The following is a 12,398-nucleotide window of genomic DNA, read 5'->3' as shown; positions in this document are numbered from 1 at the left end:
AGGTCAGGCCCGTAGCACGCGCCCGCGTCCGCGCTTCGGGAGGCACAGCGCGGCGAAGCAGGCGATCGCGACGATCGCGCACACCAGTTGCACCACCGCCATCGGCACGGCGGTGTCCTCGCCCGCGACGCCCACCAGCGGGGAGGCGATGGCGCCGACGAGGAACTGGGAGGTGCCCAGCAGGGCGGAGGCGGAGCCCGCCGCGTGCGGAGTGCGCATCAGCCCCTGGGAGTTGGCGTTGGGCAGCACCAGCGCCATGGCCGACATCAGGACGAACAGGCCGATGGAGACGGGGACGAGTCCGGCCCTCCCCAGGAGGCCGGAGGTCATCACCAGCAGGGCGGCCGACGAGAGCAGGATCACGGCCAGACCGGCGGCGATGACGCGGTCCAGGGAGACGCGCCCCACCAGGAGCTTGCCGTTGACCTGGCCGAAGGCCACCAGGCCGATGGAGTTGACCATGAACAGCAGGCTGAAGGTCTGCGGCGAGGCCCCGTAGATCTCCTGGATGACGAACGGCGAGGCGGCCACGTACGCGAACAGGGCCGCGAAGCCGAAGCTGCCCACCAGCAGGTAGCCGGTGAACGCCCGGTCGGCGAAGAGGCCGCGCATGGTCCGCAGGGCGTCGGTCACTCCGCCACCGTGCCGCCGCGCCGGCGGCAGGGTCTCCGGCAGCCGCCAGGCGGTGACGAGGGTGAGGACGAGGCCGAAGGCCGCGAGCACCAGGAAGACGCCGCGCCAGTCGGTGAACCGCAGCACCTGCCCGCCGAAGACGGGCGCCAGGACCGGGGCGGCGCCGGAGATCAGCATCAGGGTGGAGAAGAAGCGGGCCATGGCCAGCCCGTCGAACAGGTCGCGCACGACCGCCCGGGCGATCACGATGCCCGCGGCCCCCGCCAGGCCCTGCAGCAGGCGGAAGGCGGTCAGGGAGTGGATGCCCGGCGCCAGCGCGCAGGCGGCACTGGCCAGGACGTAGCCGGCCATGCCCGCCAGCAGCGGGCGGCGGCGGCCGAAGCGGTCGCTCATCGGGCCGATGACGAGCTGGCCGACGGCCAGGCCCAGCAGGCAGGCGGTGAGGGTGAGCTGGACCTGGGCGGCCGGGCTGCCGTAGACGGCGCCGACGTCGGGCAGCGCCGGGAGGTACATGTCCATCGACAGCGCGGGCAGGGCGGTGAGTCCGCCGAGGATGAGGGTGATCAGCAGCCCGGCGCGGGCGGGGCCGGTGGGCCGGTCCGGCCGCGGGGCGCGGGCCGGGCCCCGCCCGTAGCCGGGGCGGCCGGGCTCCGGACGGCCGTACTCCGGACGGCCGGGGGCCGGGGGCGCGGGGAGCTGCTGGGGTATCTCGGACTCGGCGGCGGCGGCCGGGGACGGGCCGGGGTCGGTCATTCACCTCTCCAGATTCGACGGAAACCGTCCAATCATCCCAGGTTTCCCGGCCCCGGCGCACCCCCTTTGTTCAGCATCCGGACAAAACCGTCGCAGGCGCCCGGATCAGGCCGGCAGCAGCCCCGGCTCCCCGGCGGGCGAGACGAAGGACGCCGCGGTGGCGATCGGCGCGCCCGGGGTGGTCACGGCCGGGACCGTGCGGTAGTCGGCGCGCAGCCGCTCGCGGTCCAGGCCGAGCATCACGTAGCCGCGCCGCCCGTTGTAGTAGCGCATGTGCGGGTTGGCGGTCATCAGCGTCTGCCAGTTGGCGGGCCGCTCCGCGCCGTCCCGGCCGCTGGTGATGGAGGATGTGACGATCTCCACACCGGCGGTGCGCGAGCCGGGGTCGTCGAAGTCGCGCTTGACGTCCAGCCCGTAGTGGACGTGGACGTCGCCGGTGAGGACGACGAGGTTGTCCACGCCGGCCGCCTCCGCGTCCGCCAGGAAGCGCTCGCGGGCGCCGGGGTAGCCGTCCCAGGCGTCCATGGAGACCGGCCAGGGGCCCTCGATCCGGTTGCGGCGGCGGGAGAGGACGACCTGCTGCGGCACCACGTTCCACAGCGCCTCCGAGCGGCGCCAGCCGTCGGCCAGCCAGCGCTCCTGGGTGGCGCCGAGCATGGTGCGCGAGGGGTCCTGCGACTCGGGCGTGGGCACCTTCCAGCCGTCGCCGTTCGCCTGGTTGTCGCGGTACTGGCGGGTGTCGAGCACGTCGAGCTGCGCCAGGCGGCCGTAGTGCAGCCGCCGGTAGAGCCTCAGGTCCGGGCCCTGGGGTCGCTGGGGGCGGCGCAGCGGCATGTTCTCGTAGTACGCGCGGTAGGCGGCGGCGCGGCGGAGAAGGAACTCCTCCGGCGGCACGTCGTTCTCCGGTATGCCGCCCGCGTAGTTGTTCTCCGTCTCGTGGTCGTCCCAGGTGACGATCCACGGGTGGGCGGCGTGGGCGGCCATGAGGTCGGGGTCGGTCTTGTAGAGGGCGTACCGCAGCCGGTAGTCCTCCAGCGTCACCGTCTCCCGGGCGAACGCCTCCGGCAGCGTGCGGTCGGTGTACTTGCGGTCGCCGCCGGCGGAGTCGACGGCGTACTCGTAGAGGTAGTCGCCCAGGTGGAGGACGGCGTCGACGTCCTCCTCGCGGGCCATGTGCCCGAAGGCGGTGTAGTAGCCCTGGTGGTAGGCCTGGCAGGAGGCGAGGGCGAAGTTCAGCGAGGCGGGCACCGCGCCGGGCGCGGGGGCGGTGCGGGTGCGGCCGGCGGGGCTGATCCAGCGGCCGGCGCGGAAGCGGTAGTGGTAGTCGCGGCCGGGGGCGAGGCCTTCGGCCTCCACGTGCACGGCGTGGTGGAACTCGGGGTGGGCGGTGGCGGCGCCGCGCGCGACCACATGGCGGAAGCGCTCGTCGCGGGCGATCTCCCAGCCGACTGTGACGCGCTCGGCGGGCAGCCCTCCGTCCGGCTCGTACGGCCGGGGGGCCAGACGGGTCCACAGCACCACGGAGTCGTGGCGCGGGTCTCCGGAGGCGACGCCCAGGGTGAAGGGGTCGTCGGTGATCCGGCCGGGGTCCAGGGCGGGAGCCGCGTGGGCGGTGGAGGGGAGGTTGGTGCTCAGGGCCAGGGCGGCGGCCGCTCCGGTGACGGTCAGGAACCGGCGGCGGCCCAGGTGGCGTGCGGCGGCTCTGAGCTCTGCGTCGGCGCTCGGTGAGTGCGTCATGCACATGATTGGAGCGTTCCGGGGCGGCGGCCCGGCGGCAACACGTTGGCGCGTACACGACGCTTTTATGGCGGGCGGGTGACGCGAACGCTGCGCTCGGCGGGCCCGGCCCGTATGCCGCCGGTGCGGAATACGGGCCGGGCGGCGCGGGGTTGGGCCGACATGACCACCACGGAGACGGGGCCCGGAGCCCCGGACGTACTGCGCTACACCGCCTTCTCATCCGACCCGGACGGCGGCAACCCGGCCGGAGTCGTCCTCGACGCGAGCGGCCTGGACGAGGCGCGGATGCTCGCGGTCGCCGCCGAGGTCGGCTACTCGGAGACGGCCTTCCTCACTCCCGCGCCGGACGGGGACGGGGACGGGGACGCGGCGCCGGGGCGCGGTTTCGCCGTGCGGTACTTCAGCCCGGCCGCCGAGGTGCCCTTCTGCGGGCACGCCACGGTGGCCGCAGCCGTCGCCCTCGCCGAGCGGACCGGACCGGGCGAGCTGGTCTTCGCCACCCCGGCCGGGACCGTGCCCGTCACGGTCACCGAGGACGGCGGCGCCCTGCGCGCCACCCTGACCAGCGTCGAGCCGTACGTGGCCGACATCGCCGGGGACGACCTGGCCGAGGCGCTGGCCGCGCTCGGCTGGCAGGCCGGCGAGCTGGACCCCGCACTGCCCGCCCGCATCGCCTACGCCGGAGCCCGGCACCTGGTGCTCGGCGCCGCGACCCGCGAGCGGCTGGCCGCGCTGGACTACGACTTCGAGCGGCTGCGGGCGCTGATGCTGCGGCTGGACCTGACCACCCTCCAACTGGTGTGGCGCGAGGGGGAGCCGGGCGGCGGGAGGGACACGGTCTTCCACGTCCGCGACCCGTTCCCGGTCGGGGGCGTGGTGGAGGATCCCGCCACGGGGGCGGCCGCGGCGGCGTTCGGCGGGTATCTTCGCGCCCTGGGCCTGATCACCGCACCGGCGGTGCTCACCCTCCACCAGGGGCACGACATGGGCCGGCCCGGACTGCTGGAGGTCGAGCTGCGCGAGGGCGACCCGCGCGTGCGGGTGTCGGGAGCGGCGGCCCGCATCGGCTGAACCGAGGGAAGGGACGGACGGGACATGGGCGAGTCGGGCGGACCGGCCGGGACACCGGGCGCGCGGGACGGGCAGGGCGCGAACTTCGGCGCGTACCAGAGCGAGATCTACCTGAACGGCCTGGGCGGGCAGCTCCCGCCGTTCACCACCGACCTCACCGCCCTGGAGGCCTCGGCCCGCGAGCGGCTGGAGGACGGGCCGTTCTGGTACGTGGCCGGGGCGGCCGGGTCCGGCGCGACGGACCGCGCCAACCGGGAGGCCTTCGACCGCCGGCGGATCGTCCCGCGCATGCTGCGCGACGCGACCGTGCGCGATCTGCGCACCACCGTGCTGGGCACCGAGATGCCCGCGCCGGTGCTGCTGGCGCCGATCGGAGTGCAGTCGATCGTCCACCCCGACGGCGAACTGGCCACGGCGCGGGCCGCCTCCGCCCTGGGTGTGCCCATGATCCTGTCCACCGCCTCCTCCCACACCGTCGAGGAGGTGGCGCGGGCGAGCGGCGACGGGCCGCGCTGGTACCAGCTGTACTGGCCGAACGAGGACGAGGTCTGCGTCAGCATCCTGAAGCGGGCCAGGGCGGCGGGCTTCACCACGCTCGTGGTCACCCTCGACACCTGGACCCTGGCCTGGCGCCCGCACGACCTGGACCTGTCCTACCTGCCGTTCATCCGGGGCGTGGGCACGGCGATCCCCTTCTCCGACCCGGCCTTCCGCGCGGGGCTGGACAAGTCGCCGGAGGAGGACCTGATCCCGGCGGTGCTGCGCTGGGTGCCGATGTTCACCGGCACCGACAGGTCCTGGGACCGGCTGCCGTTCCTGCGCGAGCACTGGGACGGCCCCATCGTCCTCAAGGGCGTCCAGCACCCGGACGACGCCCGGCGGGCGGCCGACGCCGGCATGGACGGCATCGTGGTCTCCAACCACGGCGGCCGCCAGGTGGACGGCGCGGTGGCCTCCCTGGACATGCTCCCGGAGATCGCCGAGGCGGTCGGCGACCGGATCGAGGTGCTGTTCGACTCCGGGGTGCGCACCGGCGCGGACGTCGTCAAGGCGCTGGCACTGGGCGCGCGGGCGGTGCTGGTGGGCCGCCCGTACGCCTACGGCCTGGCGCACGGCGGCGAGGAGGGCGTACGGCACGTGCTGCGCTCCCTGCTGGCCGACCTGGACCTGACGCTGGGCCTGTCCGGCCACCGCACGCCGTCGGAGCTGTCACCGGAGGTGCTGCGGCACGCCTGAGCGCGGTGCGCGCCCTCGTCGTGCCCGCCCGCGCCTCAGCCGGCGGGGGTGACGGGGGTGACGGGGGCGGCCAGGGCGGCGGGCAGCTCGGCCAGGGAGCGGATGACGCGCACGCCCTCGGCGGGCGCCCCCTCCCGGCTGCCGCCCCAGCCGGTGTCCCCGCGGTCCAGCCAGTACGCGTGCAGGCCCGCATCGCGCGCCCCCACCGCGTCCACCGCGTGGTCGTTGCCGACGTAGGCCACCTCGTGCGGATCGAGGCCCAGCAGGGCGCAGCCCGCCAGGAAGATGCCCGGCGCGGGCTTGGCCTCGCCGTGCTCCACCGAGCAGACCAGCGCGTCCCCGAAGTAGTCCAGCAGGCCGATGGCCGCCAGCTTCTCGCTCTGGTGCGGCAGGGAGGAGTTGGAGACCACGCCGAGGCGGTAGCGGGGCGCGAACTCGGTCAGGACGGCCGAGGCGCCGTCCACGGCCCTGCGGGCCGCGTCCCGGCGGGCCGTGTAGCCGGCGAACCAGGCGCCGGCCTCCTCGTCCGGCATGCTCGGCGCGTCCGGCCGCCCGAGGCGGGCCAGGAACCGGCGCACCCGGGCGCGACGGTGCTCGGCGAAGGTGATCTCACCGGCGGTGTAGCGGGCGTACTCGGCCCGGGTGATCTGCCGCCAGAGCCGGACGGCCGCGGCGGGCTCGGGGAAGCGGTCCAGCAGGCCCTCGGCCCGGAGGTGGGCCACCAGTCCGGCCTCGTCCGATCCCGAGTAGTCGAACAGCGTGTCGTCGATGTCGAACAGCACCCCGCGTAACGCCACCATGCCGCCCCTTCCCGCCCTCCCGTCCGGGCGTCCCGGCGGCCGCCCGGCCTCGCTGTGCCGCGAGCATGGCACGCACCCTCGCACCGGCCAAGGGCGTTCTTCGGTCACTCTCCGGCGTACTCGCCGGGCCCCTCGGCCCGCTCCGCCTCCTCGGCGGCGTCCGAGTCGGCCTTAGTGCGGTGCACCGCGCCGTGCGGGTGCTCGGGCGGGGCGTAGAGGGAGTACAGCTTCAGCGGCTCCTCGCCGGTGTTGACCACGTTGTGCCAGGTCCCGGCCGGGACGAGGACCACCCAGTCGTCGACGACCTCGCGGTCGAAGGACATCCGGTCCCTCTCCGGCCCCATCAGCACCCGGCCCCGCCCGGCCTCCACCCGCAGGAACTGGTCGCGGTCGATGTGCATCTCCAGGCCGATCTCGCCGCCCGGCTCGATGCTCATCAGCGTCAGCTGGAGGTTGGTCCCGGTCCACAAGGTGGTGCGGAAGCGGTCGTTGGTCAGGGTCGCCTGCTCGATGTCCAGCGCGTGGGGGCGCGGCCCGTGGTCCCTGAACGCCTCGGAGCTCATGGGAGTAGTCCTTCCGTCGCGTACCGGCATTATCGGCGGTGACCGGCGCCGGGACGGGGACGCCGGTCCGGCGCGCACGGCGGCGGTGCGGACGGCGGCGGTGCGGACGGCGGCGGCCCGGACGCGTACCCGGGCCGTCGTCAGGCCATCAGCTCCTTGAGCTCGCCGGTCTCCAGCACGATCCCCACCGGGTCGGGCAGCCGCAGCTCCTCGCCGAGGCCCGCCGTGGTGTGGACGTCCCGGTAGCGGCCCTTCTCCGGGTTGGAGTGCACGACGAGCTCATGGCGCTCACGGTCCACCAGCAGGTACACCGGGATGCCGGCCGCCGCGTACCCGTCGGGTTTCTCGGTGCGGTCCCTGCCGGGCCGGGTGGAGGTGACCTCCACGACCATCAGCACACCGGCGGGGTCCGACCACTCGCCGCGCCCGGCAAAGTACATCTCCGGGGCCAGTACCCCGTCCGGCCGGGCCCGGCCGCTGCCGTACCTCTCCACGACGAGCCCCTGCTCCGGGTACAGATACAGCTCGGGTCGCTGCACCATGCACCGCTTGAGCAGCCACCTGATGATTTCTCCGTGATCCCCGTCCGGCACCGGCTTGACCCTCAGCTCTCCACGTACGAATTCCAGCTTCACCGTCTGTGGGGCGGCGGCTTCGAGCTGCTCGAACTCCTCGACGCTCATCTGCGCGGAGCCGTTCGTCTGTGCGGACCGATCGATGGCCATGGTCATCACGGTTCTCCTTTCGCCTCCACGGTAGCGGCGGCGCCCGCCCCGTGCGCACGGTAACGGCGGGCGCGCGGGGCGGACGGCGCAGAGGGCCGAGTGTCAGCCGAAGGAGTGAAGGGGAGGCTCAGCGCGAGGACGGCAGCGAAGACCGGCCAAGACTGCCCGGATCCGGTAGTGATCCCGGCGCCGTACGGCGGGGATGATCTTCCCGTCGACAACACGGACCACGGAGGCACACGCCGATGAGATCCACCCGCGCCACCCTGCTCGTCGCAGCCGCCGCCCTGACACCGGCCCTGCTCCTCAGCACTCCGGCGTCAGCGGCCGACCCGGCGACCGCACCGGCGACCGCGACGGCCACGACTGCCGCGTCCGACAAGCCGGTGGACGAGATGTCGGAGGAGGATCTCCGCACAGCGATCCTGCGAATCCTGGCGGACGAGGACTCCGGCCGAGGAGTCGTGCGGGAGGCCAACGAGGCCCTCGACGGCACCGTGGAGGACATGCGGGAGTTCCTCAGGACCGGCTACCGCCTCGCCCAGGCCGAGGACGACCGCGTCGCCATCTTCCGCCTCCTGCACCAGGCACAACAGAACGGCGACAAGGCAGTCATCCGCGAAATCAACGAAACCCTCAACGACGGCAGCCCCGAAGCCCTCCGCGCCTTCCTGGAGACCGGCTACCGCCTCGCACAAGCCGAGGACGACCGCGTCGCCATCTTCCGCCTCCTGCACCAGGCACAACAGAACGGCGACAAGGCAGTCATCCGCGAAATCAACGAAACCCTCAACGACGGCAGCCCCGAAGCCCTCCGCGCCTTCCTGGAGACCGGCTACCGCCTCGCACAGGCCGAGGACGACCGCGTCGCCGTCGCCCGCATCCTGGCGGACCCGACCATCAGCGACGCGCTGCGCGAGGCCGCCGAGGAGGTCATCGACGGCACCCCGGAGGAGCTGCGGTACTTCCTGGAGACCGGGCGGTACGAGGTGGACGCCTGAGCCCGCGCCCCGGCCCGCACCGCATCTGACGGCCCGTCCCCGCCCCCGCGTTCCCGAACGGGGGCGGGGACGGGCGCGGAGCACGGCCGGCCGTCAGCACCTCCGGCGTGATCCGGCTCCGCGAAGGACTGGAGGCCCTGACCACTCTGGACCACACCCGGGGCGGGCACGGGAGCCTGGAACGGGCGGCCCTGTCCGGTGCGGCCAAGGCGCTGGGCTTGCAGACGCGGGCGGCCTCCCAGCGCGCGAGGCAACGCCTGTTCGCCTCGCTCATGCATGCTCGTGCGGCAACCGGCCACGCCCACCCCGGTGACCGCCAGGCCGCCTTGCGGTCCCTCGGACACTCCGGGGAGTTCCTCGCCAAAGCCGACTTGCATGCACCCCGACCGAGTCGGGTCGCCTTCTACAGCCTCGGGGAGTTGCACGCCCTCACCTCGATCGCCCATGACCGCCTGGGCGAAGCGGCGAAGGCCGAAGCCGCCTCCCACAAGGCGCTGTCCGCCACACCCGCCCGATTTCGCCGCAACCGGGGCATGGAGACTGCCTGGCTCGCCCTGGCTCGGCTTCACCAGCACGACGTCGAGCAGGCATGCGCCACCGTTGAGACGGTTCTCGACCTGATGGAGGGCGATCCCCTCCCCGGCAGGATGCGTTCCCTCCTCGGCGACTTCCACCGCGACGAACGGACCCTCGCATGACGACCGCCACCGACCTGGACCTGCGTCACTACACCCATGAGGACCTTCCGCGCATCCGGCAGACCCTTCTGGACGTGCACGCCGACGCCTGCGCCGACCAGATGGACGACCCGTTCGTCCAGCGCTTCCCCTGGTTCGTGGACCACTGGGGCGGTAATCCCGGTTTCTCCCGCGCGATCGGCTACGACTGCGACGAGCCGGTGGGCTACGCGTACGGCGCTCCCGCCACCCCCGGCCGCGAGTGGTGGCGGAAGTTCCTGGACCCTGCCCCCGAGGCGTCCCGCACCTTCGTCCTCTCCGTGGACGTCGAGCACCCCAAGGTGCGGGCTCTGTACGAGTCGTGGGGCTACCGGAAGGCCGGCGAGCAGCAGCCCTTCGCGGACTCACCGCTCTTCGCCGTGATGCTCGCCGGACTGCCGCTGCCCGGCTGACCGTTCCCCGAAGCGCGGTGACGGCCGCGAGCGGCCCGCCGGGCCGTCACCCCACAGCGGGCACGGGGTGCTCCGGGGAGTCGACCCACGGCACGTGCTCACCGGTGCGGCCGTCGACGGTCAGGCCGAGCCGCCCGTATCCGGGCCTCCCCTGCCGCTGCCACCAGGTGTGGGCCGTGACGACCTCCCGCCACAGCTCGCGCGGACCGCCCTGGTAGACCTCGAACTCCTCCTGGCCGGGGACGTGGTCGACCGTGGCCCAGGAGGTCACCTCCACGTCCCGGAGCCAGAGCGTGTACGACCCGTCGCCGTAGTACTCGGCCCAGGGGAACACCCCGCGGGTCTGGAGGCCGATGGCGAACATCGGGAGCCAGCCGCCCACCTCCTCCGGGGAGAGGCCGGTCGTGGAGCGGACACCGTCGGCGGGCCAGTCCCTCCCGCCCAGGTACTCCCGCGTGTGCCTGCGGTGCGCCCGCTGCTGCCGCAGTCTCATGAACGCGGCCGACCCGGTGAACGGGCCGGAGGCCGTGCCGTCCTCCCCCATGGTGAGCCTGGCCACGGCCCCGCCTCCGTAGGTCGTGGCGTACGGCGCGACGATCACCCCGCCCGGCCCGGTCTGGGCGAGCAGCGCGCGGGGGAACTCCGTCACGGAGGCCGTGACCAGCACCCGGTCGTACGGCGCCCGGCCGGGGTACCCGGCCGCTCCGTCGCCCACGACCGTGAGCGGGTCGTATCCGGCCGCGCGGATGCGCTCGCGGGCCGTCCGGGCGTTCTCCGGGTCCACCTCGACGGTGACCACGCCGGCCGATCCGACCCGTTCCGACAGCAGGGCCGCGTTCCAGCCGGTTCCCGTGCCGATCTCCAGCACCCGGTCGCCGGGCCGGGCGCCGAGCGCGGCGAGCATGGAGAACACCATGGAGGGCTGGGAGTTGGAGCACGTGGGCGATCTGCCCCGGGCGGACCCGGAGTGGTCGCCGTCGTCCCACTGCGTGGTGAGGGAGATGTCCGAGTACACCGCCCGCAGCCAGGCGGCGGGGTCCGTGCGGCGGTCGACGGCCTCCCCCTGGCCGGTGCCCTCCGCCCGGCCGGGCCAGACCAGGTCGGGGACGAACAGCTCGCGCGGCACGGCCTCGTAGACCGGGAGCCAGTCGGGGGTCAGGGCGCCCGTGCCCAGGAGCCGGGAGGCCAGCCCCCGCGGGCCGGCCTCCCACGTCCCGTGCTCGGTCACCGGGTGCCGCCGCCGTTGGTGTCGCTGTGGCCGGAGTCGTCGCCCTCTCCCTGGCCTCCGCCGCCGTGCTTGTTGCCGCCGGCGCTGTCGTCCTCACCTCCCGCGGTGACGAGCCACGGCCGGTCGTCGCGTACGTCCATGGGTCCTGCCCTCCTGTCCTGTGCCGCCGCCACTGGTCGCTTCCGAGTCTGAACCGGCCGACACACGACGGAAAGTGCTTTTCCGGTTACTTTCCGGTGAATGCGTCCCCGGCGCCCGGGCGTCCGCGTGCGGGCTCCGGAGGAATGTCGGTGCCCCCTGCGACACTCGCTCCGGCGGCGCCGCCCGGGTGCCGCCGGAGCGGAGGAGGCCTCATGGCCGAGGTGGTGCTGTTCCACCACACGCACGGACTGACGTCCGGAGTGCGGGAGTTCGCGCGGGAGCTGGAGCGGGCCGGGCACACCGTCCACCTGCCGGACCTGTACGAGGGGCGGGTCTTCGAGGACATGGCGGAGGGCGCGGCGTACGCGCAGGAGACCGGGTTCGGCACGATCACCGAGCGCGGCCGGGCCGCCGCCGGGCACCTGCCCGGCGAGGTGGTCTACGCGGGGTTCTCCCTCGGCGTCCTGCCCGCGCAGATGCTGGCCCAGACGCGAGCCGGGGCGAGGGGCGCGCTGCTGTTCCACGCCTGCGTCCCGGTCTCCGAGTTCGGCTGCGAGTGGCCGGAGGGACTGCCGGTGCAGGTGCACGGCATGGAGGCCGACGAGTTCTTCGCCGGTGAGGGCGATCTGGACGCGGTCCGCGACCTGGCCCGCGGGGCCGGTGACGCGGAGGTGTTCCTCTACCCCGGCGACCGGCACCTGTTCGCCGACGGCAGCCTGCCCTCCTACGACCGGGAGGCGGCCGGGCTGCTCATGGAGCGCGTGCTGAAGTTCCTCGACCGCGTGGGGTAGTCGCGCGCGGCGGCCGGAGCACACCTCGGAAGAACGCCCGGGAAAGCCGGCGGCAGACGAGCCGTGCTGTACGCCGGGTTCTGTCTCCGGCGGGCCTCGCGGCCCGCCGGGAGGCGGCCATCCATCTGGGACCGGTGTCGCCACCGGCCTCGTGCGGTCTACCCGCGGACTCGGGCGGGCCGCCCTCGGTCGTCCGCGCAGGGCCGCCTTGCGACGGCCCCTCTTGACCTTGCTCCGGGTGGGGTTTACCGAGCCGCCCAGGTCACCCTGGGCGCTGGTGGTCTCTTACACCACCGTTTCACCCTTACCGGGGGCGGTGAGGCCCCCGGCGGTCTGTTTTCTGTGGCACTTTCCCGCGGGTCACCCCGGGTGGGCGTTACCCACCACCCTGCCCTGTGGAGCCCGGACGTTCCTCGACGTTCACCCCGTAGGGGTTCGCGCCGCGACCGCCCGCACGACTCGTCTGCCGTGCCGCCCATGCTATCCCGCCGCCGCGGGCGGCGCGGACGCGCGGCGGCCGAGGCGGCGGTGGCGGTGCTCTCGGGGTCGGTGAGCAGGAGGCGGCCGGCGTGACGCACCGTGGTGAC

Annotated in this window: 13 protein-coding genes and 1 other RNA gene; 6 read left to right on the top strand and 8 right to left on the bottom strand. The window is 73.9% G+C overall.

The genetic code is table 11. The features are described 5' to 3' along the window. Positions 1–3: 3 nt before the first annotated feature. Positions 4–1,386, bottom strand: coding sequence for a multidrug effflux MFS transporter (locus ACLIYP_RS11885; RefSeq protein WP_412713101.1), 1,383 nt, complete (start codon positions 1,384–1,386; stop codon positions 4–6). 105 nt (positions 1,387–1,491) lie between these two features. Then, a complete protein-coding gene (locus ACLIYP_RS11880; RefSeq protein ID WP_412713100.1) occupies positions 1,492–3,123 on the bottom strand; it encodes an alkaline phosphatase D family protein in 1,632 nt (543 codons plus the stop codon). 162 nt (positions 3,124–3,285) lie between these two features. Between ACLIYP_RS11880 and ACLIYP_RS11875 the strand changes: the two genes are divergently transcribed. Then, positions 3,286–4,197 (top strand): PhzF family phenazine biosynthesis protein, encoded by a 912-nt coding sequence (locus tag ACLIYP_RS11875; protein ID WP_412713099.1) that lies wholly within the window; start codon positions 3,286–3,288, stop codon positions 4,195–4,197. Positions 4,198–4,221: 24 nt separating this feature from the next. Continuing rightward, positions 4,222–5,433 (top strand): lactate 2-monooxygenase, encoded by a 1,212-nt coding sequence (locus tag ACLIYP_RS11870; protein WP_412713098.1) that lies wholly within the window; start codon positions 4,222–4,224, stop codon positions 5,431–5,433. 35 nt (positions 5,434–5,468) lie between these two features. On the opposite strand, the gene ACLIYP_RS11865 is transcribed toward ACLIYP_RS11870, so the two are convergent. The 3 genes from ACLIYP_RS11865 to ACLIYP_RS11855 form a co-directional block, all read right to left on the bottom strand. Beyond that, on the bottom strand, positions 5,469–6,233 hold the full coding sequence (locus tag ACLIYP_RS11865) for an HAD family hydrolase (protein ID WP_412713097.1): 765 nt from the start codon (positions 6,231–6,233) through the stop codon (positions 5,469–5,471). 104 nt (positions 6,234–6,337) lie between these two features. After that, the gene (locus ACLIYP_RS11860; protein WP_412713096.1) at positions 6,338–6,796 is read right to left on the bottom strand and encodes a cupin domain-containing protein; all 459 of its coding nucleotides are present in this window, start codon (positions 6,794–6,796) and stop codon (positions 6,338–6,340) included. Positions 6,797–6,936: 140 nt separating this feature from the next. After that, a complete protein-coding gene (locus tag ACLIYP_RS11855; RefSeq protein ID WP_412713095.1) occupies positions 6,937–7,527 on the bottom strand; it encodes a Uma2 family endonuclease in 591 nt (196 codons plus the stop codon). Positions 7,528–7,766: 239 nt separating this feature from the next. Between ACLIYP_RS11855 and ACLIYP_RS11850 the strand changes: the two genes are divergently transcribed. From ACLIYP_RS11850 to ACLIYP_RS11840, 3 genes are all read left to right on the top strand, one after another. Next, positions 7,767–8,522 (top strand): ALF repeat-containing protein, encoded by a 756-nt coding sequence (locus ACLIYP_RS11850; protein ID WP_412713094.1) that lies wholly within the window; start codon positions 7,767–7,769, stop codon positions 8,520–8,522. A 107-nt stretch (positions 8,523–8,629) separates the two neighbouring features. After that, positions 8,630–9,220 carry a hypothetical protein gene (locus tag ACLIYP_RS11845; RefSeq protein WP_412713093.1) on the top strand — a complete coding sequence of 197 codons (591 nt, stop codon included), beginning with the start codon at positions 8,630–8,632 and terminating at the stop codon, positions 9,218–9,220. After that, positions 9,217–9,651 (top strand): GNAT family N-acetyltransferase, encoded by a 435-nt coding sequence (locus ACLIYP_RS11840; protein ID WP_412713092.1) that lies wholly within the window; start codon positions 9,217–9,219, stop codon positions 9,649–9,651. The genes ACLIYP_RS11845 and ACLIYP_RS11840 overlap by 4 nt, the downstream gene beginning before the upstream one ends. Positions 9,652–9,697: 46 nt before the next feature. Here ACLIYP_RS11840 and ACLIYP_RS11835 read toward each other — a convergent pair whose 3' ends face one another. Next, complete coding sequence (locus tag ACLIYP_RS11835) at positions 9,698–10,879, bottom strand: methyltransferase domain-containing protein (protein ID WP_412713091.1); 1,182 nt, start codon at positions 10,877–10,879, stop codon at positions 9,698–9,700. Further along, on the bottom strand, positions 10,876–11,019 hold the full coding sequence (locus tag ACLIYP_RS11830; RefSeq protein WP_412713090.1) for a hypothetical protein: 144 nt from the start codon (positions 11,017–11,019) through the stop codon (positions 10,876–10,878). The genes ACLIYP_RS11835 and ACLIYP_RS11830 overlap by 4 nt, the downstream gene beginning before the upstream one ends. A 213-nt stretch (positions 11,020–11,232) precedes the next feature. Here ACLIYP_RS11830 and ACLIYP_RS11825 point away from each other — a divergent pair, with 213 nt between their 5' ends. Further along, positions 11,233–11,811, top strand: coding sequence for a dienelactone hydrolase family protein (locus ACLIYP_RS11825; protein ID WP_412713089.1), 579 nt, complete (start codon positions 11,233–11,235; stop codon positions 11,809–11,811). A 53-nt stretch (positions 11,812–11,864) separates the two neighbouring features. On the opposite strand, the gene rnpB is transcribed toward ACLIYP_RS11825, so the two are convergent. Beyond that, positions 11,865–12,273: RNase P RNA component class A (gene rnpB / locus ACLIYP_RS11820), an RNA gene on the bottom strand. Between the last annotated feature and the right edge of the window lie 125 nt (positions 12,274–12,398).

This window comes from Streptomyces nanhaiensis (genome assembly GCF_046614825.1).
Taxonomy (GTDB): Bacteria; Actinomycetota; Actinomycetes; order Streptomycetales; family Streptomycetaceae; genus Streptomyces; species Streptomyces radiopugnans.
The sequence above is the reverse complement of the archived record's forward strand: the minus strand, read 5'-3'. Positions and strand labels throughout refer to the sequence as shown.

What these genes read in the sequence shown, in the direction of transcription:
- ACLIYP_RS11850 (WP_412713094.1), top strand. Translation starts at nt 7,767, where the DNA reads ATGAGATCCACCCGCGCCACCCTGCTCGTCGCAGCCGCCGCCCTGACA.
- ACLIYP_RS11840 (WP_412713092.1), top strand. Translation starts at nt 9,217, where the DNA reads ATGACGACCGCCACCGACCTGGACCTGCGTCACTACACCCATGAGGAC.
- ACLIYP_RS11825 (WP_412713089.1), top strand. Translation starts at nt 11,233, where the DNA reads ATGGCCGAGGTGGTGCTGTTCCACCACACGCACGGACTGACGTCCGGA.
- ACLIYP_RS11880 (WP_412713100.1), bottom strand. Translation starts at nt 3,123, where the DNA reads ATGACGCACTCACCGAGCGCCGACGCAGAGCTCAGAGCCGCCGCACGC.
- ACLIYP_RS11855 (WP_412713095.1), bottom strand. Translation starts at nt 7,527, where the DNA reads ATGACCATGGCCATCGATCGGTCCGCACAGACGAACGGCTCCGCGCAG.
- ACLIYP_RS11875 (WP_412713099.1), top strand. Translation starts at nt 3,286, where the DNA reads ATGACCACCACGGAGACGGGGCCCGGAGCCCCGGACGTACTGCGCTAC.
- ACLIYP_RS11830 (WP_412713090.1), bottom strand. Translation starts at nt 11,019, where the DNA reads ATGGACGTACGCGACGACCGGCCGTGGCTCGTCACCGCGGGAGGTGAG.
- ACLIYP_RS11860 (WP_412713096.1), bottom strand. Translation starts at nt 6,796, where the DNA reads ATGAGCTCCGAGGCGTTCAGGGACCACGGGCCGCGCCCCCACGCGCTG.
- ACLIYP_RS11885 (WP_412713101.1), bottom strand. Translation starts at nt 1,386, where the DNA reads ATGACCGACCCCGGCCCGTCCCCGGCCGCCGCCGCCGAGTCCGAGATA.
- ACLIYP_RS11870 (WP_412713098.1), top strand. Translation starts at nt 4,222, where the DNA reads ATGGGCGAGTCGGGCGGACCGGCCGGGACACCGGGCGCGCGGGACGGG.
- ACLIYP_RS11865 (WP_412713097.1), bottom strand. Translation starts at nt 6,233, where the DNA reads ATGGTGGCGTTACGCGGGGTGCTGTTCGACATCGACGACACGCTGTTC.